Source organism: Jeotgalicoccus sp. ATCC 8456 (genome assembly GCF_016313225.1).
Classification (GTDB): Bacteria; Bacillota; Bacilli; order Staphylococcales; family Salinicoccaceae; genus Jeotgalicoccus; species Jeotgalicoccus marinus.
On record NZ_CP066224.1, the window covers coordinates 1,897,372 to 1,917,944 of the forward strand.

At 35.4% G+C, this 20,573-nt stretch carries 20 protein-coding genes and 1 rRNA gene; 15 read left to right on the forward strand and 6 right to left on the reverse strand.

Annotation, left to right across the window (positions count from 1 at the left end):
• The first annotated feature begins 54 nt into the window (after positions 1-54).
• The 7 genes from rrf to JEM45_RS09885 all read left to right on the forward strand — a co-directional run bounded on the left by rrf (position 55) and on the right by JEM45_RS09885 (position 4,978).
• Positions 55-169: ribosomal RNA gene (gene rrf, locus JEM45_RS09855) — 5S ribosomal RNA — on the forward strand.
• A 101-nt stretch (positions 170-270) separates the two neighbouring features.
• On the forward strand, positions 271-732 hold the full coding sequence (gene tsaE, locus JEM45_RS09860) for a tRNA (adenosine(37)-N6)-threonylcarbamoyltransferase complex ATPase subunit type 1 TsaE (protein WP_035857062.1): 462 nt from the start codon (positions 271-273) through the stop codon (positions 730-732).
• Positions 713-1,345 carry a tRNA (adenosine(37)-N6)-threonylcarbamoyltransferase complex dimerization subunit type 1 TsaB gene (gene tsaB / locus JEM45_RS09865; protein WP_198687402.1) on the forward strand — a complete coding sequence of 211 codons (633 nt, stop codon included), beginning with the start codon at positions 713-715 and terminating at the stop codon, positions 1,343-1,345. Before tsaE ends, tsaB begins: the two co-directional genes overlap by 20 nt.
• Before the next feature lie 5 nt (positions 1,346-1,350).
• Positions 1,351-1,776: a ribosomal protein S18-alanine N-acetyltransferase gene (gene rimI, locus JEM45_RS09870; RefSeq protein WP_051220556.1), complete on the forward strand. Its 426-nt coding sequence runs from the start codon at positions 1,351-1,353 to the stop codon at positions 1,774-1,776.
• On the forward strand, positions 1,769-2,797 hold the full coding sequence (gene tsaD / locus JEM45_RS09875; RefSeq protein WP_198687403.1) for a tRNA (adenosine(37)-N6)-threonylcarbamoyltransferase complex transferase subunit TsaD: 1,029 nt from the start codon (positions 1,769-1,771) through the stop codon (positions 2,795-2,797). Before rimI ends, tsaD begins: the two co-directional genes overlap by 8 nt.
• Positions 2,798-3,046: 249 nt before the next feature.
• Positions 3,047-4,498 carry a ribosomal protection-like ABC-F family protein gene (abc-f, locus tag JEM45_RS09880; RefSeq protein ID WP_198687404.1) on the forward strand — a complete coding sequence of 484 codons (1,452 nt, stop codon included), beginning with the start codon at positions 3,047-3,049 and terminating at the stop codon, positions 4,496-4,498.
• 45 nt (positions 4,499-4,543) lie between these two features.
• Complete coding sequence (locus tag JEM45_RS09885; RefSeq protein WP_198687989.1) at positions 4,544-4,978, forward strand: VOC family protein; 435 nt, start codon at positions 4,544-4,546, stop codon at positions 4,976-4,978.
• Between the two features lie 459 nt (positions 4,979-5,437).
• Here JEM45_RS09885 and JEM45_RS09890 read toward each other — a convergent pair whose 3' ends face one another.
• Entirely contained in the window at positions 5,438-7,351 is a 1,914-nt protein-coding gene (locus tag JEM45_RS09890) for an ABC-F family ATP-binding cassette domain-containing protein (RefSeq protein ID WP_198687405.1), read from the reverse strand.
• 124 nt (positions 7,352-7,475) lie between these two features.
• On the opposite strand from JEM45_RS09890, the gene JEM45_RS09895 reads away from it, so the two are divergent.
• The 6 genes from JEM45_RS09895 (at position 7,476) to JEM45_RS09920 (ending at position 12,986) form a co-directional block, all read left to right on the forward strand.
• Entirely contained in the window at positions 7,476-8,108 is a 633-nt protein-coding gene (locus tag JEM45_RS09895; RefSeq protein ID WP_026867280.1) for a redox-sensing transcriptional repressor Rex, read from the forward strand.
• Between the two features lie 42 nt (positions 8,109-8,150).
• The gene (locus JEM45_RS09900; RefSeq protein WP_166627103.1) at positions 8,151-8,378 is read left to right on the forward strand and encodes a twin-arginine translocase TatA/TatE family subunit; all 228 of its coding nucleotides are present in this window, start codon (positions 8,151-8,153) and stop codon (positions 8,376-8,378) included.
• Between the two features lie 47 nt (positions 8,379-8,425).
• Positions 8,426-9,178: a twin-arginine translocase subunit TatC gene (gene tatC / locus JEM45_RS09905; protein WP_198687406.1), complete on the forward strand. Its 753-nt coding sequence runs from the start codon at positions 8,426-8,428 to the stop codon at positions 9,176-9,178.
• A gap of 22 nt (positions 9,179-9,200) precedes the next feature.
• Entirely contained in the window at positions 9,201-10,664 is a 1,464-nt protein-coding gene (locus JEM45_RS09910) for a glycoside hydrolase family 32 protein (RefSeq protein ID WP_026867283.1), read from the forward strand.
• A gap of 135 nt (positions 10,665-10,799) precedes the next feature.
• Positions 10,800-11,636: a MurR/RpiR family transcriptional regulator gene (locus JEM45_RS09915; protein WP_026867284.1), complete on the forward strand. Its 837-nt coding sequence runs from the start codon at positions 10,800-10,802 to the stop codon at positions 11,634-11,636.
• A 150-nt stretch (positions 11,637-11,786) separates the two neighbouring features.
• Entirely contained in the window at positions 11,787-12,986 is a 1,200-nt protein-coding gene (locus JEM45_RS09920; RefSeq protein ID WP_198687407.1) for an LPXTG cell wall anchor domain-containing protein, read from the forward strand.
• A gap of 178 nt (positions 12,987-13,164) precedes the next feature.
• On the opposite strand, the gene JEM45_RS09925 is transcribed toward JEM45_RS09920, so the two are convergent.
• The 5 genes from JEM45_RS09925 to JEM45_RS09945 all read right to left on the reverse strand — a co-directional run bounded on the left by JEM45_RS09925 (position 13,165) and on the right by JEM45_RS09945 (position 17,961).
• Positions 13,165-13,917, reverse strand: coding sequence for an iron ABC transporter ATP-binding protein (locus tag JEM45_RS09925; RefSeq protein ID WP_198687408.1), 753 nt, complete (start codon positions 13,915-13,917; stop codon positions 13,165-13,167).
• The gene (locus JEM45_RS09930; RefSeq protein ID WP_198687409.1) at positions 13,914-14,960 is read right to left on the reverse strand and encodes an iron chelate uptake ABC transporter family permease subunit; all 1,047 of its coding nucleotides are present in this window, start codon (positions 14,958-14,960) and stop codon (positions 13,914-13,916) included. Before JEM45_RS09930 ends, JEM45_RS09925 begins: the two co-directional genes overlap by 4 nt.
• Positions 14,961-15,962, reverse strand: a complete 1,002-nt coding sequence (locus JEM45_RS09935) for an ABC transporter permease (RefSeq protein WP_166627101.1) — start codon at positions 15,960-15,962, stop codon at positions 14,961-14,963.
• Between the two features lie 33 nt (positions 15,963-15,995).
• Positions 15,996-17,039 carry a siderophore ABC transporter substrate-binding protein gene (locus tag JEM45_RS09940; protein ID WP_026866710.1) on the reverse strand — a complete coding sequence of 348 codons (1,044 nt, stop codon included), beginning with the start codon at positions 17,037-17,039 and terminating at the stop codon, positions 15,996-15,998.
• A 244-nt stretch (positions 17,040-17,283) separates the two neighbouring features.
• Complete coding sequence (locus JEM45_RS09945; RefSeq protein WP_198687410.1) at positions 17,284-17,961, reverse strand: response regulator transcription factor; 678 nt, start codon at positions 17,959-17,961, stop codon at positions 17,284-17,286.
• A gap of 257 nt (positions 17,962-18,218) precedes the next feature.
• Here JEM45_RS09945 and JEM45_RS09950 point away from each other — a divergent pair, with 257 nt between their 5' ends.
• Entirely contained in the window at positions 18,219-18,539 is a 321-nt protein-coding gene (locus JEM45_RS09950; protein WP_198687411.1) for an MFS transporter, read from the forward strand.
• A 21-nt stretch (positions 18,540-18,560) separates the two neighbouring features.
• Positions 18,561-19,817 carry a S41 family peptidase gene (locus JEM45_RS09955; RefSeq protein ID WP_198687412.1) on the forward strand — a complete coding sequence of 419 codons (1,257 nt, stop codon included), beginning with the start codon at positions 18,561-18,563 and terminating at the stop codon, positions 19,815-19,817.
• The last annotated feature ends 756 nt before the right edge of the window (positions 19,818-20,573 follow it).

Consider the following 20,573-nt stretch of genomic DNA (forward strand, 5'->3'; position numbering starts at 1 on the left):
CGTTCACTCTTTACTGACACTTCTATTTGGTTTTGAATGTATATACATTCAAAGTCTGGCGGCGATGGCGGAGAGGCCACACCTGTTCCCATGTCGAACACAGTAGTTAAGCTCTCCAGCGCCGATGGTAGTTGGACTGACGTCCCGTGAGAGTAGGACGCTGCCAGGCAAATACATATAAATATATGGATGCGATGAGCCGCATTGAGACCTTCCGAGGTCTCTTTTTTTGTATTATAATGAATAATAAATCCTTTAAGGAGATCTTTGATGTATACTTTTGAACTTAATGCTTTATCTGATACTGAACGTTTCGCAAAAGCATTTTCTGAGGAGATAGATCCTGGAACTGTTATATTGTTAAGTGGTGATTTAGGAAGTGGAAAAACAACCTTTACCCAATTTTTAGGAAAATCCCTAGGTGTTAAGCGACATATGACATCGCCCACATTTAACATTATTAAATCATATAATGGGAAGTATAAAATTCATCACATGGATTGTTATCGTTTAGAAGATAGTGATGAGGATTTAGGTTTTGATGAATACTTTAATGACAATGATATTGCCATAGTTGAGTGGCCACAATTTATTGAAGAATATCTACCGAATGAGTATATATCACTAGAGCTATCATATGGAAATGATAATAGAAGAAACTTAGTCATGAATGCGACGGGTGATAATAATATTAGAATAGCAGGTGAAGTTCATGATCAGTTTATTGATTGATACATCAAATCAGGCCTTATCTGTAGCACTTAACCGTGATGGTAAACTCGTTGCGGAAATCAATACGAATTTTAAAAAAACACATTCTGAAACTCTATTAGAAAATATCAATAAACTCTTAAATATTGGAGATATTAAGAAGCAAGATATAGACCGTGTGATTGTTGCAAGGGGACCAGGTTCTTATACAGGTATAAGAATTGCAGCTACTGTTGCTAAGATGCTAGCAAAAGGCTTAAATATACCACTGTACTCTGTATCTTCGCTCTTTGTACTTGCAGCATCAGAAAGAATTGAGGGTCCTGTAACAGCCCTTATAGACGCCAGACGTGAAAGTGTCTTTACTGCAACATATGACTTTAAAAAGAGTGAAGTTAAGATTGTTAACGAACCAGAATATAAAACATTCATAGATGATAAGGCATCAACTTATTTTTTAAATGGTGATGAGAAGCGATCAATTCATATAAGCGAATTTGTCGACGTTGGACCTAGAATTGCATGTGTAGAACAATATAATAATATGTTAAGGGAAGAAGATGTTGATGCGTTTACCCCTGATTATTTACGTATCTCGGAGGCGGAAAGAAATTGGCAGGACAACCAGCAATAAGAAAAATGCAGCTTGAAGATTTAAATACTGTAATTAAGATAGAAGAAGAAGCATTTAAAGATACGACTTGGACAATTGAGGCATATACGAGGGAACTAGTTATGAATCAATTTGCACACTATTTTATCCTAGAAATAGATGATGAAATTGTGGGTTATACTGGTATCTGGTTGGTCATTGATCAGTGTCAAATTACGACAGTTGCTATCAAAAAATCGATGCGTGGTAAGGGCTATAGCCATCTTTTAATGGAACATATCAAGGAATTTGTTAGAGGTCAGGCAGATACGATTTCCTTGGAAGTTAGAGTAGACAATACACCCGCTTTAACGCTGTATGAAAAAAGTGGTTTTAACTATGGTGGCGTACGTAAAAATTATTATGGAGAAGGGCTTGATGCACACGTGATGTGGGTGAATATTGATGAGTAAAGATGTGAAGATACTAGCAATTGAAACAAGCTGTGATGAAACTGCTGCGAGTGTCATTTTAAATGGTAATGAAATACTATCTAATGTTGTCGTCAGTCAAATAGAGAGTCATAAGAGATTTGGAGGCGTTGTGCCTGAAGTTGCTTCAAGACATCACGTTGAGTCCATTACTAAGGTAATAGAGCTTGCAATGGATGAAGCAGAACTAGAACCAAGTGACCTAGATGCTGTGGCTGTAACAGAAGGTCCGGGTTTAATTGGTGCCTTATTAATCGGTATTAATGCTGCGAAAACTTATGCCTTCGTTCATGACCTCCCATTAATCCCAGTTCATCACATTGCTGGTCATATTTACGCAAGTCAGCTCGAACAACCACTACAGTTTCCACTCGTCTCATTGGTAATTTCAGGTGGCCATACAGAGCTTGTTTATATGAAAGATCATTTTTCTTTTGAAATCACCGGGGAAACTAGAGACGATGCAGTGGGGGAAGCTTTCGATAAGGTCGCCAGAGTGATTGATTTACCGTATCCAGGCGGACCACATATCGATAAACTTGCTCAAACTGGGGAAGACACCTTTGATTTCCCCAGAGGTTTAATGAAGGAAGATACTTACGATTTTAGTTTTTCAGGTTTGAAGTCGGCTGTCATAAACAAACTTCATAATTATCGACAAAAAGGTTTAGAAGTCAATAAAAATGATGTAGCGGCAAGCTTTCAAAAAAGTGTCGTGGATGTTTTAACAGATAAGACCTTCAAAAGCTTAAAAGCGTATAAGGTAAAAAATCTAGTCATTGCAGGTGGGGTAGCTGGAAATAGTGAGATTCGTCAGCGTTTTTCTGAACTGAGTGAGGAGAATGGTATAGCTTTACACATTCCTGCCCTAAAATTTTGTACGGACAATGCTGCAATGATTGGTGCTGCAGCTTATCATTTATATACAAAAGACCACAGAGCAGACCTTACCCTAAACGGTAGAAGTTTTATAGATATAGAGGCTTATGAATTTACGACCTAGAAATTTAGTGTAAATTTTGTTATAATGAGTATAAATAATTTTAAGGAGTGACAGAAATGGGAATCCCACGTATTTGGACAACAATTTTGAATCAATAATTAAATAATTCAAAAGTCTTGTCCAAACTATATTACATGGGAGTAGTATGCCTATTTTTAACACTTTTTATAGTACGGTAAAGACAGCTTAAAGCTGTCTTTTTTTATGACCTAAATATAGTTTGCAAGCTCATAAGGAGTGCAAATTATAATGAATACTTTAACAATAAGATTAAAAGATATATCAGTTAGTTTTGGCAATAAGGATATCTCTGATATCGATGATTTATCAGCCTATATTAATGATCGAATTGCAATTGTTGGTAAAAACGGTACAGGAAAATCAACTTTGCTAAAACTACTTGCAGGTGAATTAGAAGAATATACTGGGGAAGTTCAAAGAGAAAACGACTTTAACTATTTTAAACAAATTGAAGACACTAATTATCAAAGTGATAATGATATGGACTTTGAGATGCTAAGCCGCTTAAATGTTCCAGAGAATGAGGGTATGAGCGGAGGAGAACAAACTAAATTTAGAATTGTTAAAGCCCTTTCGACATATCAATTAGGACTATTACTAGATGAACCGACAACACATCTGGATAGTGAAAGCATAGACTATCTTTTAGATGAATTGAGATACTATTACGGTACTTTAATATTTGTAAGCCATGATCGATATTTTATAAATCAGTTGGCAACAAAAGTTTGGGAAATCTCAGATGGTACGATAAGAGAATTCAATGGGAATTATGATGATTATTTAGAAACAAAAGAAAAAGAAGCACTAGAGCAAGCTCACGAACATGAAAAAACGGTTAAGGAAAAAGCAAGGCTCGAAGCTGCGATCGACAAAAAAGCTCAGAAGGCAGAGAAATTGGCTGGAAAAGCTAAAGGAAATGATATTAAACCGGATCGACTATCAAGTTCCAAACAAAAAGATACTGTACAAAAACAAGCTTTTAAGGCAGTTAAAGCCATGGAGAGCAGGTTGAGTCAGTTAAAAGAAACATCATCGCCGATGGAGAGTAAAGACATTCAATTCCCTCTTTCAAAAGACTTAGAAATGCATAACAAATTTCCGATTATGGGAAGAGATGTATCTATTTCTAGGGGAGATCGATTACTTCTAGATCAGGTTAATTTTCAATTTCCACTAGGAGCAACCATAGCAATAACTGGAAGCAATGGTTCTGGGAAATCGAGTTTCCTAAATGAGTTAATACATGACGAGGAAGGGTTTGAGCTATCTCCTAAAATAAAATTTGGATTTTACAAACAGATGGATTATAAATTACAGGGCAATACCTCTGTCTTAGACTTCCTACTAGCCAAATCTACACTCACTGCAGATAAAATTAGAGCGATATTAATTAATTTAGGTTTTACTATCGATGAAATAATAAAACCAGTGAACAAGCTAAGTGGAGGAGAAGCTACAAAAGTGTCCTTAGCACTCATGTTTGTCGAACCTTCCAATGTGATTATTATGGATGAACCAACGAACTTTATCGATATTAAAACGATTGAGGCATTGGAGAAATTCATTAAGGGCTATAAAGGTACAATTATTTTGACCTCACATGATAAATATTTTGTTAACAGAATCGCTGATTATGTTTATAAAATTGAAAATCAAAACTTAGTAGAAGTTCGCTAAAACGGGTATGTAGTAATGTAAAATTATTTAAGGAGTGAGTCGAAGATTAAAAATGTCCAGTACTTTAACTTTGCGGATGCGTTAGGTGCTTTAAAATTTTATGAAGAAAATTTCGGGGCAACAGAAGTTGAAACAGCTTTAGCGTCTGATCCAATGTTTAAAGAAAACTTAGATCAAATGGGAATGACTGAAGAAGAGGCTGAAACATTTGTGATGAATGCATCATTTAAGATTTTAGACCAGCCCTTTATGGTAAGTTCAACTTGGGGGCAAAAGGAAATCGACAACTCAGGTGCCATCAACGTTTTTACCTTCGATTCAAGTAACGAAGCGGAAGTACAGACAATTACAGACTTTTACAACAAAGCAGTCGAAGCAGGTTTTGAAGTAACAATGGAACTCGGTCCGACTGAATGGTCGTCACATTTTGGTGGGGTCAAAGATCCATATGGTGTTGAGTGGATGTTTAACGGAGAATAGAAATGTATATAAGCATGTTCTTTTAAAGAGCATGCTTTTTTCTTTTTCATTTATGACTTTACGAACACATATTCAGTTCATAATACGTTTGGCCGGCCTATAGACTGTTCTATAGAGAACATACGTTTTGTCCACAAAGTGTGCATAAGTTGTGGGTAAAACTGTCGTATTTGTGTATTAATCTGTGCATAACTATGTTGAAAACATAATTTTTTGTGGATAAAATCAATGAATTGTTGATAATATAGCATTATGATTGTGGAAAACTCATCTTCCATTTTGTGTATATTGAAATCGAACATACGGTTAAATCCTCTTAACAATATGTATGAATATGGGGAGAGTAGGAGCGAGTTGGAACTCGAAAAGAAATCGAAGGGCAGCAATCCAGATAGCCGGAACTCGAAAAAAACGACTACCACTCTTCATAAAATAGGTGGTAGTCGTTCATTCAAAAATCTAAAGCTCAGCTAATTTTTCTTCTGCTTCTTCCCATTCTTCCATACTCTTCTCAATACGAGCATTGATTTCAAGGAGCCGTTCATTTAATTCTTGGGCTTTTTCATAGTCATTAAAAACTTCGGGAGCGACAAGTTTGTCTTCAATTGCAGTGAGCTCGCTTTCTAATTCTTGTATTTCCTTTTCAAGTTCTTGACTCTTTTGCTTAATTTTCTTAAGATCATTTCTTCTTTGTTTTTGAGCTTGGTAGTCAACACCTGTATCTGCTTTTGGTGCGTCGACCACACCTTGATTAGTAAATTCCAATTCTTTTTTCTTATGTGTGAAATAACTATAGTCGCCGTCTACCAACAGTACTTTATCCACTTCTATTTCTAATACTTTACTGGCAATCTTATCGATAAAGTAACGGTCATGTGAAACGAATATAATCGTACCTTCAAAATTCGCTAAGGCACTTTCCAACACTTCTTTACTGTCTATGTCTAGGTGGTTCGTTGGTTCATCTAGAATCAGTAAATTGTTTTCTTCAAGCATCAGTTTAGCGAGCTGTATTCTCGCTTTTTCTCCACCACTTAGGTCATTGACTTGTTTTTTTACCTCATCTTGAGTAAAGAGGAAGCGGCCGAGTATCTTTCTAACATCGCTTTCCTTCATATGCGGATATGCACTCCACAGTTCTTCTAAGACGGTGTTTACAGATGTAAATTCAGCCTGTTTTTGATCATAGTATCCAATTGAAACATTTGTCCCATATTGAATTTCACCTTTTAATTTAGGGATTAATTTTGCAATCGTCTTAGCCAGTGTAGATTTACCAATACCATTGGGGCCAAGAATACCCAGTCTTTCGCCTTTATCAACATTAAAACTGAGTTGATCTCTTAAGACGTGGTCCTTGTAGCCAATCGCAACATCTTTTAGACGGAGTACATCATTACCGCTTTCCTTTTTAATCGTAAACTGGAAGTCCGCACTCGAACGGTCGATGTATGGTCTATCCATCTTGTCCATCATCTCAAGTTTCTTTCTTCTATCTTTTGCCATACCTGAAGTAGAGGCGCGGGCAATATTTCTATCGACAAAGGTTTCTAAACGCTTAATTTCACCCTGTTCTCTTTCGTACTGTTTCATTTGTAACCTGTAGTTCTTCTCTTTTTCTTTAACATAGTTAGTGTAATTTGTATGGTAAAGCGTGCCACGCTGTAATTCGACTTCAAAAATCTTATCCACTGTTTTGTCTAAGAAGTAGCGGTCGTGAGAAATAATGACGATAGCCCCAGTATAAGTTTTAATATATTGTTCTAGCCATTCGACTGTAGACATGTCTAAGTGGTTAGTTGGTTCGTCTAACAGTAGGAGGTCAGGTTGATTCAAAAGCATCTTACCTAGAGCTAAACGTGTTTTTTGACCACCTGAAAACTCAGCGACTTTCCTGTTTAAATCAGCCTCTGTAAAATTTAAACCTATTAAAACAGCTTTAATTTGAGCATCAATTGTATAGCCGTCCAGTCGCTCGAATTCTAGCTGAATACTTTCATAGCGCTTCAATTGCTCATTATAGTCAGCTTCTGAATTATCATGTTCACTCAACCATGTTGCAATATGCTCCATATCTTTTTGCATTTTTAATATGTGAGCAAATGGCTTTTGCATTTCATTATAAACACTTTCATCTGACTCCAAAGTCATCTGTTGAGATAAATAACCCATGTTTACATGTTTTGGCATACTCAATCTGCCTGTATCATAGGTTAATTCGCCGGCCATAACTTTCATCAAGGTACTTTTACCTGCACCATTTTTACCAACGATACCCAAAGTTTCACCAGATTTTATTTCTAAATCTATATGTTCAAAAATAGTATTTGTACCATATGCCTTAGAGACATTTCCTAATTGTAAAAGAATCATATTAAATACCTCGTTTCCTATTTAATTTTACATGATAAATGGACAAAATTCGACTAGATATAGCGGTGTCAGCAGATATAGATTATGTTATAATGTGGAGAATAGACATACAGAGGTGAAAGGAATGGCGAACAAGAAGAAAATTCCTAATGCAACTATGAAAAGACTACCTCTCTATTACCGTTATTTTAAGCAAGAAGAACATAATGGTAATGACAGAGTATCATCGAGAGAAATTAGTGAAGCCCTAGATATTGATTCGGCAACCATCCGCCGTGATTTTTCCTACTTTGGAGAATTGGGTAGAAAAGGATACGGCTATAATATCGGAAGTCTTTTAAAATTCTTCATGGAACATATTCAAGGCAACGATGTAAAAAATGTAATTTTAGCTGGGGCAGGGAATCTTGGTAGTGCACTGTTGAACTACAAATTTGCCAACATTCATGATAAAATGAACGTAGTTGGTGCTTTTGACAGTAATGAATCACTTGTAGGTAAAACTATAAATGATATTGAGATTTTTCATGTCAATGAAATGGAGCAAATAATCAACCAAGAAAATGTTGAAGTCGCAATTATGACTGTACCTATGGAAGCGGGACAAGAAACAGCGGAACGACTTGAAGCGGCTGGTATAAAAGGAATTTTAAACTTTACACCGATTCGATTGAACGTTAGTCCTGACGTCACAGTACATAGTATTGATCTTGGTGTTGAACTCCAGGCATTATTTTTCCAAATGAAGATTAAATAGGAGGGGTATAATATGATAGATGTTCTTTTACCAAATACATTAATGGCTGTAACTCCAGTTAGCTTGATTGTTATCGCAGTGGTTGCATTAATTATTTTTGGACCGAAAAAGTTACCACAATTTGGACGTGCAGTAGGGTCTACTTTAAAAGAGTTTAAAGATGCAACTAAAGGGCTTGCTGAAGATGACGAAGAAGATGACAAAGTCAAAAAAGACGATAGCGCAGTAAGCAAAAAAGAAGAACCAAAGAAAATTGAATCAGAAGCTTAAACTAGGGGTGGCGAAAGCCGCCTCTTTTTAAAGAGGTGAAAGCTAAATTGGTAGATGAAGAAAGAGATTTTACAGAGCATTTTGATGAATTGAGAAAACGTATATTGATTGCAATGTACTTCTTTGTTGCCGCTCTATTTATAGGTTTTTTCTTATCTAAACCTTTAATAAATCAAATGCAAAATGCACCCTGGACAGAAAATATTCAAATGCATGCATTTCAGGTTACGGATCCATTAAAAATATACTTAGTTGTTATCATTATTATTGCATTCATAATTATCTTACCAGTAATCTTGTACCAACTCTGGGCATTTATTGCACCGGGATTGTATGAGAAAGAACGAAAAGTGACCTTGCTATACATTCCAATAGCCATGGTGTTGATGTTAATCGGTATGGCTTTTTCATACTTTATAGTTGTACCATATATTATTCAATTTACATTTGAACTATCCCTTGAAATGCGTATAGAAACGACTATAGGAATTAATGAATATTTTGGTTTTCTATTTAGAACCGTACTACCATTTGGCGTTATTTTCCAACTGCCAGTCGTAGTACTATTCTTAACCCAACTTGGTATCATTACACCAATGTTCTTAAAACAAAATAGGAAGTATGCATACTTCATTATGTTTGTACTGGCTGCTTTAATTGCACCGCCAGACTTTATGACGCATTTATTATTAACAGTACCGATGATTATCCTCTACGAAATTAGCATATATGTATCTAAAGTCGGTTACCGAAGATATTTAAAAGCAGAACAACAACTCTTAGAAGATGAATTAAAATAAAACGGGAGGCGAGTGAACAGATATGCCAAAAAAGCTAGAAGAATTGACACGTACAGAAACGGATCAGCTGATTAAAACGGCGAGTGAATCGAAGTGGCAGTCCGTATATCATGTTCAGCCACCGTTTGGTTTTTTAGGTGCCCCGACTGGTTTTAATTATATAAACGGTATCTACCATTTATTTTATGAGTGGTCACCTGATAGTCGTCTTGTAGAAACACCAGACTACAAATACATATATCATGTGACTTCTAAGGACTTAGTTCATTTTCACAATGAAGGTGTCAAAGTTAGACCAGGTAGTTTATATGATGAACATAGTATTCACGGTGGTAGTTTATCGAAAATATTTAATGAAGTATCGTACTTTTACACTGGGGAACGCGTGAAAAATGATACGACACTTGTCACTCAGCTTGGTGGCTATATGAATACGGATGGCAAGATTCAGAAGTATCCAGCGCCCTTATTAAGAAATTCTCCAGCAATGACAAAAGAATTCTTTAGAAATCCTTATGTAACGGTCATCGACCGGGAAGTCGTTATGTTTATAGGCACCATGAATGATGAAGAATTCGGGCGAGTAGCAGTATACAGAGGACCTTCAGTTGAGGACTTAAAGTTCGATGGTATATTAGATACTGGCTACAAGGCCTTCGGTTATTTGTGGGAAAGTCCGGAATTCTTTGATCTAGACATGGATTCAGTCTTTATCTTTAATGCTAGAGGCTTAGATAAATTTGGACATCATTTTTGGAATATCTATCAGTCAGGCTATATGATTGGAGATTTTCAAAGAGAAGGCAATTATTTTATACATGATGAGTTCTATGAATTCGATAGAGGTTTCGATTTTTACCGGCCTGTAACAACGCTTGATGAGGATGGAAATAGAGTGTTAATAGCTTGGATGGGTGCAGAAGAGAGTAGCTATCCGTCTAGAGAAGATGAAACAACAGGTGCGTTGACGATTCCAAGAATATTAGAAGTTGAGAATGATCGATTGATACAAATACCACACCCAGCACTTGAAAAGTTACGGGGTGAAGCTATTACTGCTGAAGGCTACTTCAGAGAATATCCAGCAAAATTGACGGATTTCTACGGGGAGGTCTATGAGTTAATCGTCGATATTTTAGAAAATAACGCTTCGATATTACATATCTATTTACGAAAAAATTCACGTCATGAAACAAAATTAACCTACGATAGTACAGAAGGCGTTCTGACCCTAGATCGTACATTTTCTGGAGAAACGATTGAGAATGTTGATGGAACCACGAGAAGTGTTGAACTAGAAGAACCTTTAGATAGTTTAAGAATCTTTATGGATCACTCTTCAATCGAAGTATTCGTGAACGATGGAAAATACACGATGACATCTAGAATATTTCCAAGTCATGATGCTAAAGGTGTGGAATTTGTTACAGAGTACGGAGACTGTCATGTCCAGCTCATGCAGTATTCATTGACTAGCCGAACATAAGGAAATAGAAAGAAAAATAAGATAATTACAGATAATAGCATATATTTATGTAACATTTATTTCGTTAGAGTGCTATAATTACACCATAATATTGAAAAATTAAAAGAAAAAGTCTGCTAAATGAGGTGTATACAAATGTTTTCTGTACTTAGCCAAATTAACAAACGCTTAGAATATATGACGCCAGTAGAACAAAGAATTGCGGATTTTATGCTGACCAACCCTAACAAGGTTATCAATATGCCTGTAAAAGAAATTGCGAAAAGTTCGGACACAAGTGATGCCGCCATAGTTAGGTTTGCTAAAAGAATTGGTCTTCGGGGTATCAAAGAATTAAAAGTTGAACTTGCTAAAGAATTGCATACCTTAGATAAGGAAAAAATTTCACGAGTGATTGAACTAGAAGAGGATAATCATGCTGAAATTTTTGATAAGGTATTTAAAAATACCATTCAAGCCCTATACAATACAGAAAAAATTGTCAGTCGTAAAAAGATGATTGAAACTGCTGAACATATTTCAAAAGCGACAAATTCATTCATTTTTGGTGTAGGTGATTCAGCAAACGTTGGCCACGATATTGAACAAAAATTACATAGAGTGAATATCAATGCCTTTTTTACTGCAGACAAATACCTTTGTATGACACGCCTAACAAATGCTAAAAAAGATGATGTTCTTTTTGTGATTACTTTATCGGGTAAGACACAGGAAGTAATTGAAATTGTGAAATTAGCTAAAAAGCTAGGTGTCTTTACAATTATACTAACGCAAAATCATTCATCAGTTGCTAAGAGAAATTCAGATCTAGCAATCGAAATTACTGAAGAAGAAACGAATATTCAATACATGAATATGACGAGTAGAATTGCTCAATTGGTGATATGTGATGTGCTATTCTTCTATGTCTGTAAAGCGCTAGGAACCTCGGCATATCAGACTATAATCAACACATATGATGTCACACATTAAGAAAATTACATTATAATACGCATATATTAAGGTTCTGTAACATATTCTATATTTTATAGTATTTCTTCATTCATTCCCTTATAATTTTATGTGACATATTTAAGTTGAAAAAGTTATAAAGCTTAGTCAGAGTATATGGAGGGATGAGAAATGAGAACTCGTAAAATTAAAAAAATGAAATTGGCCTCTGCATTAGTGCTGACGACAATACTAATCCCTAACATTGCTTTTGCTGATGAGGAAATAGAAGAAAATTCGAATGCTATTGAAAGTGGTTTGGATGAATCAGTAGAACAAGAAACTGAGGAACCAGTTGAAGAGACAGAGGAACAAGAGGAAGTCGAAACACCACAGATTCAAACATTCAATAATGAAGAAGTAGAAAGTAATGCTAGTGAGACTGATAATGAAGGATCAGAAGATGTAGAAACAAATGGTCAGCCAGAACAAACAGAAGAAGAAATGACTGATGATTCAGGTTCAGGCGAAACGGAAAATGACACAACTAATGATTCTGGCGTAGAAGAAACAGAAAATGATGCACCAATACTAGAACCAGCTGATCCTAACGATGATGGTGAAGGAAATGATACCACACCACCAGTTGATGATAGTGAAGACGGTACAGAAGTACCAACTGAGACCCCATCTGAAGAAGACACTAACATTGATGAAGGATCGAATGGAAATTTTGAAGAAGATTCAAATCAAGAACAACAAGGTTCAGAAGAGAATCAAGGTGAAGCGGATGTTAGCTCACCCAGTAACCAGACAGATGAAGGTACAGAAACTGATTTACCAGAGTACACAGAAAACAATGATTTAGGTGAAGGTCAGGAACCAAATCAGAACAATAATCAAGAGAGTAATTCATCAACTTACCCAGAAGAAGAAAAGGCTGGTAATGATTCTGAAGAAGCGGTAGGTACTGATAACAGTGACAATGAATCAGAAGTGGAAAGACCAAATGAAGCGGCTGAAGTAGAAGAAAGTTCATCAGAACAGTCAGCAGTATCAAAACCGAAAAAACTGTATCGTTATGATTATGGTGATATCTTACGAGGGATAACATTAGAAAGTGAAACGATTGAGAAAGATATTTCAACGTTAGATCAACGTGTATCCAGAGTGATGTCATCAAAAATCATTGAAGAAAAAGATTTAACTGAAGCAGACAAATTAGAAATTGAAGAGAAGATTAAAGCCGAAGAAGTTACAGCTGAAAGTGAAAGAGAAGAGCTACCTAACACAGGAGAATCAAACAACTCTAACTTTGTTATCGTAGGAATCCTATCACTTTTAGGCGCAGGTTTAGTGCTCTCATCAAACTTATTTAAAACAAATAGTTAAATATTGTTGAAACATGCCTTCTGTATATTAGAAGGCATGTTTTTTTATTTTGTTAAGTAGAAAATAACTTAAGTGATGTAGGTGTGCTTCGAAATAAAAACGAAGCGCACCAATTACAAAAACCCCCATTACAGAGCGAAATGCTCAGTAATGGGGAGAAGCAATTAATCATAACTAATCAATATATTGCGACTTTACCATAAGGTCCGTCGATTGTTTGGATTTCTGTTTCGAAGATATCTGTTAAGATCTCGGGATCCATGATTTCATCTACTGTACCGTAAGCGGCAATTTTGCCATCTTTCATTGCACAGATTCTATCTGAATACTTCGCGGCAAAGTTAATGTCATGCATTACGGTAACGATTGTTCTACCGAATTCATTTGCTGCTTGTCTTAAATGATTCATCATCTGGACTGAGCGTGCAACATCTAGGTTATTTAATGGCTCATCTAAGAGAACGTATTCGGTTTCCTGGCAAAGGACCATAGCAACATAGGCGCGTTGTCTCTGTCCCCCTGACAATTCGTCTAAATATCTGTTCTCTAGTTCTGTTAATTTTAGAAAGTCGATGTATTTAGATATAATTTCTTCGTCTTTTTTGTTGAGGTTACCTTTTGAGTAAGGGAATCGACCAAACCCAACGAGTTGTCTAACTGTCAGGCGTGTAACGAAGTGATTCTCCTGCCTTAGAATCGTAATAATTTTAGCAAGATCCTTAGATTTCGTACTCGAGACATCTAAATCAGCGACTGTAATGTTACCTTCATCGATATCTAGAAGCCGGCCGATCATCAACAAGGTTGTAGATTTTCCTGCGCCGTTAGGGCCAATTAAAGAGGTGAGTCCAGCTCTAGGAATTTCTATATTTAAAGGACCAATTTCTACTGAATCAGTATATCGTTTTTTAATATCATTAATTTTTATCATAATTTCCTCTTCCTTAATATCACTAACAAGAATATTATTCCACCAACAAGTTCAATGATAACAGATACAACACCTTGGGCACTAACAACATGCGTCATTACGAAGTAGGCAGTTGTTAACACTGCAAAACCAATGGCTAAAGACATTGGGAATAAAAATCTGTGATCATATGTTGGTGCAGCTTGGTAAGTTAGAGTTGCAACTAAGAATCCGAAAAACGTCAATGGTCCAATCAAAGCAGTTGAAATAGACATTAGAATTGCGACTAAAATTAAAGTATAGAGAATGCTCGCTCTATGACTTGTACCTAATGTCGAGGCAACATCTCTTCCTAGGCTAAGTACGTTAAGTTTTCTTGAGAACAAGAAAAGTAGAACTGCAACGATAATCACTAGGGGAATAACAATCGGGAAGTATTCTGGATCTGCATTGTTAACAGAACCAAATAATCTAGCTTGTAAGATATCAAACTCAGAAGGTGCAAGCACTCTTCTCATGAATGTTGAGACAGAGCCTAAACCACTTCCAATAATAATTCCCACTAAAAGCATTAGCTGTAGATTGCCGTATTTTCCAGATAGTAACCAGCCATATAATATTAAACTCATTATGACCATTAAGGTAACTTGTATACCAAATGCTTCAGGGCCACTGAAGTTAACTAAGGCTGTCGCACCAAAGAAGTAAATTGTACTCGTTTGAATGGCACCATATAATGATTCAAAACCGAGTAGGGACGGCGTGATAATCTTGTTATTCGTCACAGACTGAAAAGCGACTGTAGACAAGCTATGACATATCACAGCAATTGCCATCGCAATGACTGCAGCAATTCTTCTCTTTGTAACAGGAATAAAAGAAGGAGAATCGACAGGAACTGGGTTATTGTAAAGTAGTAAACCTAATGAAGACAGTAGACCAACGGATAATAATACAATGAGCAATACCCAATAACGTGTTCTTTCTTTTTTGTTACGAAATGCTTTTGCTGATCTTCTTTTATTGTGAAGCGCTGTGGAGAATTGATTGTTCGTTGTTTCCATTTATCGAATCCTCCTTGGTCTTCTTTGTCTAAGTAGTAGGGAAATAAACACAATTGCACCCACAGTACCTAGAATAACTGAAACAGAAATTTCAAATGGCATGATGATTGTACGTGAGATAATGTCACAAATGGTAATGGTACACATACCGATTACACATACCCAAGGTAAGTTACTCCGTAGATCATCACCTCTAAATAAGGAGACAATATTAGGCACAATGAGACCTAGAAACGGTAAGTAACCAATTACAGCAGCAACAATCCCGACTGCGAGTGAGATTAAACCAGTTGCAATTAAGACGAGTAGGTTGTAATTCACACCTAAGCTCGTTGCTATATCTTCACCAAGACCAGCTAAGGTCAGTCGATTAGCTAGTAAGAATATAAGTATACAAATAATGACAATGATCCATAAGTATTCATATCTGCCTGCTTGAACGGAAGCAAATGAGCCAATAAACCAAGACTCAATATTTTGAGTCATTTGGAAAAGTAAACCTACGAACGTAGCAACAGCAGAAATGACAGCTCCAAGCATCAATCCAATGATTGGAACGATAAGTGAAGATTTTAACTCAACACGACGTAAAAACATAAAGAAAATCATAGTCCCAATAAATGAGAATACGATTGCTCCAGCCATTCTTAACATTAGAGAAGGCGATGGTACAAGCAGGTAAACACAAAGTAAACCCAGACCTGCCCATTCCATTGTTCCTGTTGTCGTAGGTTCAACGAATCGGTTCTGAGTAATTAATTGCATCACCAGTCCTGACATTGCCATAGCAGCACCAGTTAATATCAAGGCAACTGTTCTTGGTATACGTGTAGTGAAAAACATCTCCATTCCATCTTCTTGTCCACGGATGTCGTATACACCAGTAAATAAGGAAATAGTACCGAGAATGAATACAGCTATAACTGCCAAGATGAAAGGCTTAGTCCATATTTTATTATGATTATAAAGAAGGGATTGGGAGTCTCTCCCAATCCCACCCATGTCTTTATGTGACACTATAAATTGCTCCTTTGATTACTCAGCTAGTGCTTCAGCAAGGTTGTTAAACAATTCTATATAAGTTTGGATTGATTCGTTTGTGTAAGTATCCTCAGGTGCATAGACGATGTTATCTTCTGAAACAGCAGTCGTGTTTTGTAGTGCAGGAGAATCTGCGATTACATCCTGTGCTGGAATTGATTCTTCACCACTACTAGATACAGCAGCATCACGGTCTAGAACAAATAGCCAATCAGGATTCGTCTCAGCGATTGCTTCAACAGACACTTCGTCACCTTGGTGGTCAGTCGATGACTCCTCAACTTCTAATGCTGGTTGCCAATCAAAGATTTCATACATTGGACCCCAAACACGTCCGTTACCTGGTGCAGAGAAGTTGATGCTACCACCAGAAACGATGACTGACATTACAGTGCTTTCACCGTCGTATGCTTCTTGTGCAGCAGTGATTGAATCTTCAAATTCAGTGATTAGTGCTTCAGCTTCGTCGCTCTTATCAAAGATTTGCCCAAGTTGAGTTGTGATATTTTTGAAACCATTTTCGAAATTTTCACCTGGTGTTTCTGCTTCTTCAGAAACGTCTATGTTAAGGTCAATTACAGCAGCTTCAGGAACGATTTCTTTAATATCTTCGTAGTAGCCTGCGAATCTTTGACCAACGATAACAAGATCAGGGTTAACAGCTGCGATTGCTTCAAGATTTGGTTCACGATGGTTACCAATGTTCTCGATAGACTCATCAGAGGAGTAAGAGATATCAGCTGGAATTAAGTCTTGAGGTGCAGCGGCAAGTTCAACGCCCCAGTCTTCAAGTGTTTCGAAAGTTCTGTTGTCCAGTGCAACAACAGTTTCTGGGTTAACAGGTACTTCAACAGTACCGTGGGCATCTTCAATTTCTACAGTAGAAGAAGATGCGTCTTCAGAAGCTTCCTCTTCAGTTGTATTTTCATCGGTAGCCGCGTCTTCTTCAGTCGCACTTTCCTCTGAATCAGTGTTCGAACAAGCAGCTAGTACTAGAACAAACACAGCCATAAATAAGATGAACTTAAATTTATTCATTGGAAAACTCTCCTTATGATATATTTTGTCCAATGAAATTAACCAATACACTATGTATGCTTCTTTAATATTCACTGTGTAGTATAACAGTGGATTATAAATATTACAAATGGTATTGAGAATCAATTTCAATTAGACTTATATAAGTCATTATAGAGTAGACTTCTGTGAAAATCTTGTGAATAAAGCATATATTTAAAACTTTTTAATTAAATTTGTCGTCTGTCAAATTTTAGACAATATTTTATTCCATCATAGAGTAACCTCTACCATATATAGTACTTATGTAATTACCATTTTCTTCATCATTGATCTTTTTACGTAAATAACCAATATATAAGTCCACGACATTAGTATGCACTTCATTGTTATAGCCCCATAGCTCGTTCAACAGCAGTTCACGACTCAATACTTTGTTTTTATTATTCACTAAGAAAATGAGTAAATCATATTCTCTTTTGGTGAGTTTGATAGTGTAACCATCTTTCGTGACTGTCTTTTTGTCATCATCTATAGATAAATTTTTAAAAGTATACTGGGATTTTGAATATGAGTTTGCAGTTTCTCGAATGCGAAAAATAACATTAATTCTTGCAATCAGTTCTTCGATGTCAAAAGGTTTTCTGATATAATCATCAGCCCCAGCATGTAGGCCTGCTATACAACTTTCTGTAGAGATGTTATCTGTGATAATTATGATAGGTGTGGACTGACGTTCACGAATTTTTTTACAAATATCAGGTCCAGGAAGATTGAGATCATCCCAGTCCAGTATGATAATATCCCATTTTTTTGTAAAAACGATATCTAAACCGTCATCCTCATTATGTAAAGTGACATCGAAATGATTTTCTTTACTAAAACCAGCCTTAATTTTCTTAGACTTTGAACGTTTATTTTTAATTACGAGTAATTTTTTCATGCGTCCACCACCTTCTATTAAAATTACTTGTAATAATCAGATGTATTGAAATATATTGTGATAATCATTCTCATTTATCTACTTAATATATATATTAACGATTGGAAAAATATAGTGCAAGGAAGAAAGATAAATTTTGCAGGAATTATTTTTAAGTGATTAAACTCAATGTTCTGATACATATTTTTAAGTAAATTACATTATAATGGGGAATGTAATTACAAAAAAAGAGGTGAGAAAATTGTCACAGACAATTTATGAAGAAAGAAGCACCTAACAATATTATAGTGGGGATTATCCTTTCTATTTTAACTTACTGGTTGTTTGCACAAGCATTCCTTAATATTGGGCCCTCTGTACAAGCAACATATTCAGATACTAGTAGTACAATTATTAATCTTTCGGTAAGTTTAACTTCACTCATTACAGGGATTTTTATGGTTGCTGCAGGGAATATTGCCGATAAGGTTGGTTATACTAAAATTACCTATATCGGTGTTATTTTAAGCATCATTGGATCTGTGATTATTCTCCTACCATTCCATAGTTCATTTTTAATAGTAGGACGTATCGTATAAGGATTCTCAGCGGCAATGATTATGCCAGCAACGATTTCTACATTTAATAATATTTTTGAAGATATACAAAGTGTAATAAAAACAGATTATGCTGGATATGTGGATAAGAGAAATATTAATCATCCTGAAAAATACCATGTAGATAATAACATGTCTGATCGAGAATTCGTTGAGATAATTCGAGATTATATTTTAGACTTTAATGATGGACATATGTGGTTTATTGGAAAAAATTATTCATTTCCTAATATAGGCTTCAAAGTACGACGATTTGAAAATAGTTTGTATGTGACAGAAGCTAAACAAGAAAATAGATTGCAAATTGGGGACGAAATAACAAAAATAGATAATGTTGAAATATCAAAAGTAGGAGAGATACACTCCAAACAATTAGAAGAAAGTATCTTTGAAAGACAACAATGGAATTTACTTCTTCGTAAGTTTTCAGAAGTGGAAGTAGTTAGAGATAATAAAACTTTTAAGTTGCTGTTGTCAAGCTATGAAAATGAAGATTTCGTAAGTACTCATTCAGCTAAGCAATTGGATGACAAAACAATGTTATTGAAAGTAACAGATTTTGCTGAAGAAAAACCCATTGTTGATTTGGTGAGAAACAATAAAGACTTAATTGAAAAGAGTGAAAATCTAATTATAGATGTGCGTATAAACAATGGAGGAAATGATGAGTTTTACTTTCCGTTATTAGACTATATATTTGAAGAGAATATAGCGTTTAAAGATTTATTTACAGAAGATGAAGCTATGTATACAAATTATACAAAGAGAAATTGTGATTTGTGGTTGAGTGTATTAGAAGAGTACTTGGAGCAAGAGCTTGAAGAGGATACTATAAAGTCACTACAAAAGGATATTGAGGACATTAAAGAACATTATGGTAAAGGTTTTGTAGAAGTACCTGAAGAAACAGAGTATTTAATTTGTGGTCAAGCTAAACCTAATAACATATATATTTTGACAGATTACTATTGTGGTAGTTCCGGTGAGACTTTCGTATCTAATGCTAAAAAGTACATGAAAGTCATTACAGTTGGACGTCCTACAATGGGAATTATGTATTACTTTAATCTAGTTACAGTAGATTATGGTGATTTTGAATTTGACTATAGCATTTCAAAAATGCATGAAAATAGCTTTACTTACGGGATGGGAATACAGCCAGATTATTATATACCTTGGTCACCTGAGCATTTAAGGAAAGATAAGGATCTATTGTATGTTCAACGTTTAATTAAAGAAAAAGATATGAGAAAGGACTAGTTTTAAATGTTATGGCTTAATTTATTAATGATTGTCCTTGTAATAGTCGGTCTACTTATATTTGCATATGGAATTTTCAAGGCGAGTGATGTTCAAGTATTCTTTGGAGTACTGATTGTATTTACGCCAATTTTCTGGCTTACATTTGATTTTAATTTGTTACCATTAGCTCCTGTATTTTCTTTGTCTGTAATGTATTTTTTACAGTCTATTAATTCAATAAAGCAAGTTGAGAACAACAGTTAAGGGGTTGGTCTTCAATGGAGATTTATGTTAAACGTAGAACTTTGTATTTAGGATGGCTAGGCTCATTAGAACTTAAGTTTAATGGCGAAAGAATAAGGTCAATACAGGGGAAAACCACACATAATTATTCTATTCCTGAGAGTAACGACATCTTATCATATCTTTCACTATTTGATCGATCTCGTAAAATAAATATAAAAGACGGAGATACTATAGTGATTAAAGAAACAATTCTGAGTAAAATGATTAATATCCTTTTTTTGACTACTATATTAGGATTTTTAGTGTTTAACTTTTATAGCTTCGCAACAGGCGTTTATCTAGATCATCCATTTATAAGATATACTCTGATTACGCTAAGTATTTCACTAACTGTTATTTTTGTAATATCACTTTTCTTCCAAAACTATAAGTTTATTATAGAGAATGAGAAATAAACTTTTTTATCAATTTGCTTGATTTTACTATAACTGTTTGAGGTATTTCCTATTTTGATAGGGAATGCCTTTT

Coding starts and splice junctions, on each gene's coding strand:
- tsaE (WP_035857062.1), top strand. CDS start 271: ATGTATACTTTTGAACTTAATGCTTTATCTGATACTGAACGTTTCGCA.
- tsaB (WP_198687402.1), top strand. CDS start 713: ATGATCAGTTTATTGATTGATACATCAAATCAGGCCTTATCTGTAGCA.
- rimI (WP_051220556.1), top strand. CDS start 1,351: ATGCAGCTTGAAGATTTAAATACTGTAATTAAGATAGAAGAAGAAGCA.
- tsaD (WP_198687403.1), top strand. CDS start 1,769: ATGAGTAAAGATGTGAAGATACTAGCAATTGAAACAAGCTGTGATGAA.
- abc-f (WP_198687404.1), top strand. CDS start 3,047: ATGAATACTTTAACAATAAGATTAAAAGATATATCAGTTAGTTTTGGC.
- JEM45_RS09890 (WP_198687405.1), bottom strand. CDS start 7,351: ATGATTCTTTTACAATTAGGAAATGTCTCTAAGGCATATGGTACAAAT.
- JEM45_RS09895 (WP_026867280.1), top strand. CDS start 7,476: ATGGCGAACAAGAAGAAAATTCCTAATGCAACTATGAAAAGACTACCT.
- JEM45_RS09900 (WP_166627103.1), top strand. CDS start 8,151: ATGGCTGTAACTCCAGTTAGCTTGATTGTTATCGCAGTGGTTGCATTA.
- JEM45_RS09910 (WP_026867283.1), top strand. CDS start 9,201: ATGCCAAAAAAGCTAGAAGAATTGACACGTACAGAAACGGATCAGCTG.
- JEM45_RS09915 (WP_026867284.1), top strand. CDS start 10,800: ATGTTTTCTGTACTTAGCCAAATTAACAAACGCTTAGAATATATGACG.
- JEM45_RS09920 (WP_198687407.1), top strand. CDS start 11,787: ATGAGAACTCGTAAAATTAAAAAAATGAAATTGGCCTCTGCATTAGTG.
- JEM45_RS09925 (WP_198687408.1), bottom strand. CDS start 13,917: ATGATAAAAATTAATGATATTAAAAAACGATATACTGATTCAGTAGAA.
- JEM45_RS09930 (WP_198687409.1), bottom strand. CDS start 14,960: ATGGAAACAACGAACAATCAATTCTCCACAGCGCTTCACAATAAAAGA.
- JEM45_RS09935 (WP_166627101.1), bottom strand. CDS start 15,962: ATGGGTGGGATTGGGAGAGACTCCCAATCCCTTCTTTATAATCATAAT.
- JEM45_RS09940 (WP_026866710.1), bottom strand. CDS start 17,039: ATGAATAAATTTAAGTTCATCTTATTTATGGCTGTGTTTGTTCTAGTA.
- JEM45_RS09945 (WP_198687410.1), bottom strand. CDS start 17,961: ATGAAAAAATTACTCGTAATTAAAAATAAACGTTCAAAGTCTAAGAAA.
- JEM45_RS09950 (WP_198687411.1), top strand. CDS start 18,219: ATGAAGAAAGAAGCACCTAACAATATTATAGTGGGGATTATCCTTTCT.
- JEM45_RS09955 (WP_198687412.1), top strand. CDS start 18,561: ATGCCAGCAACGATTTCTACATTTAATAATATTTTTGAAGATATACAA.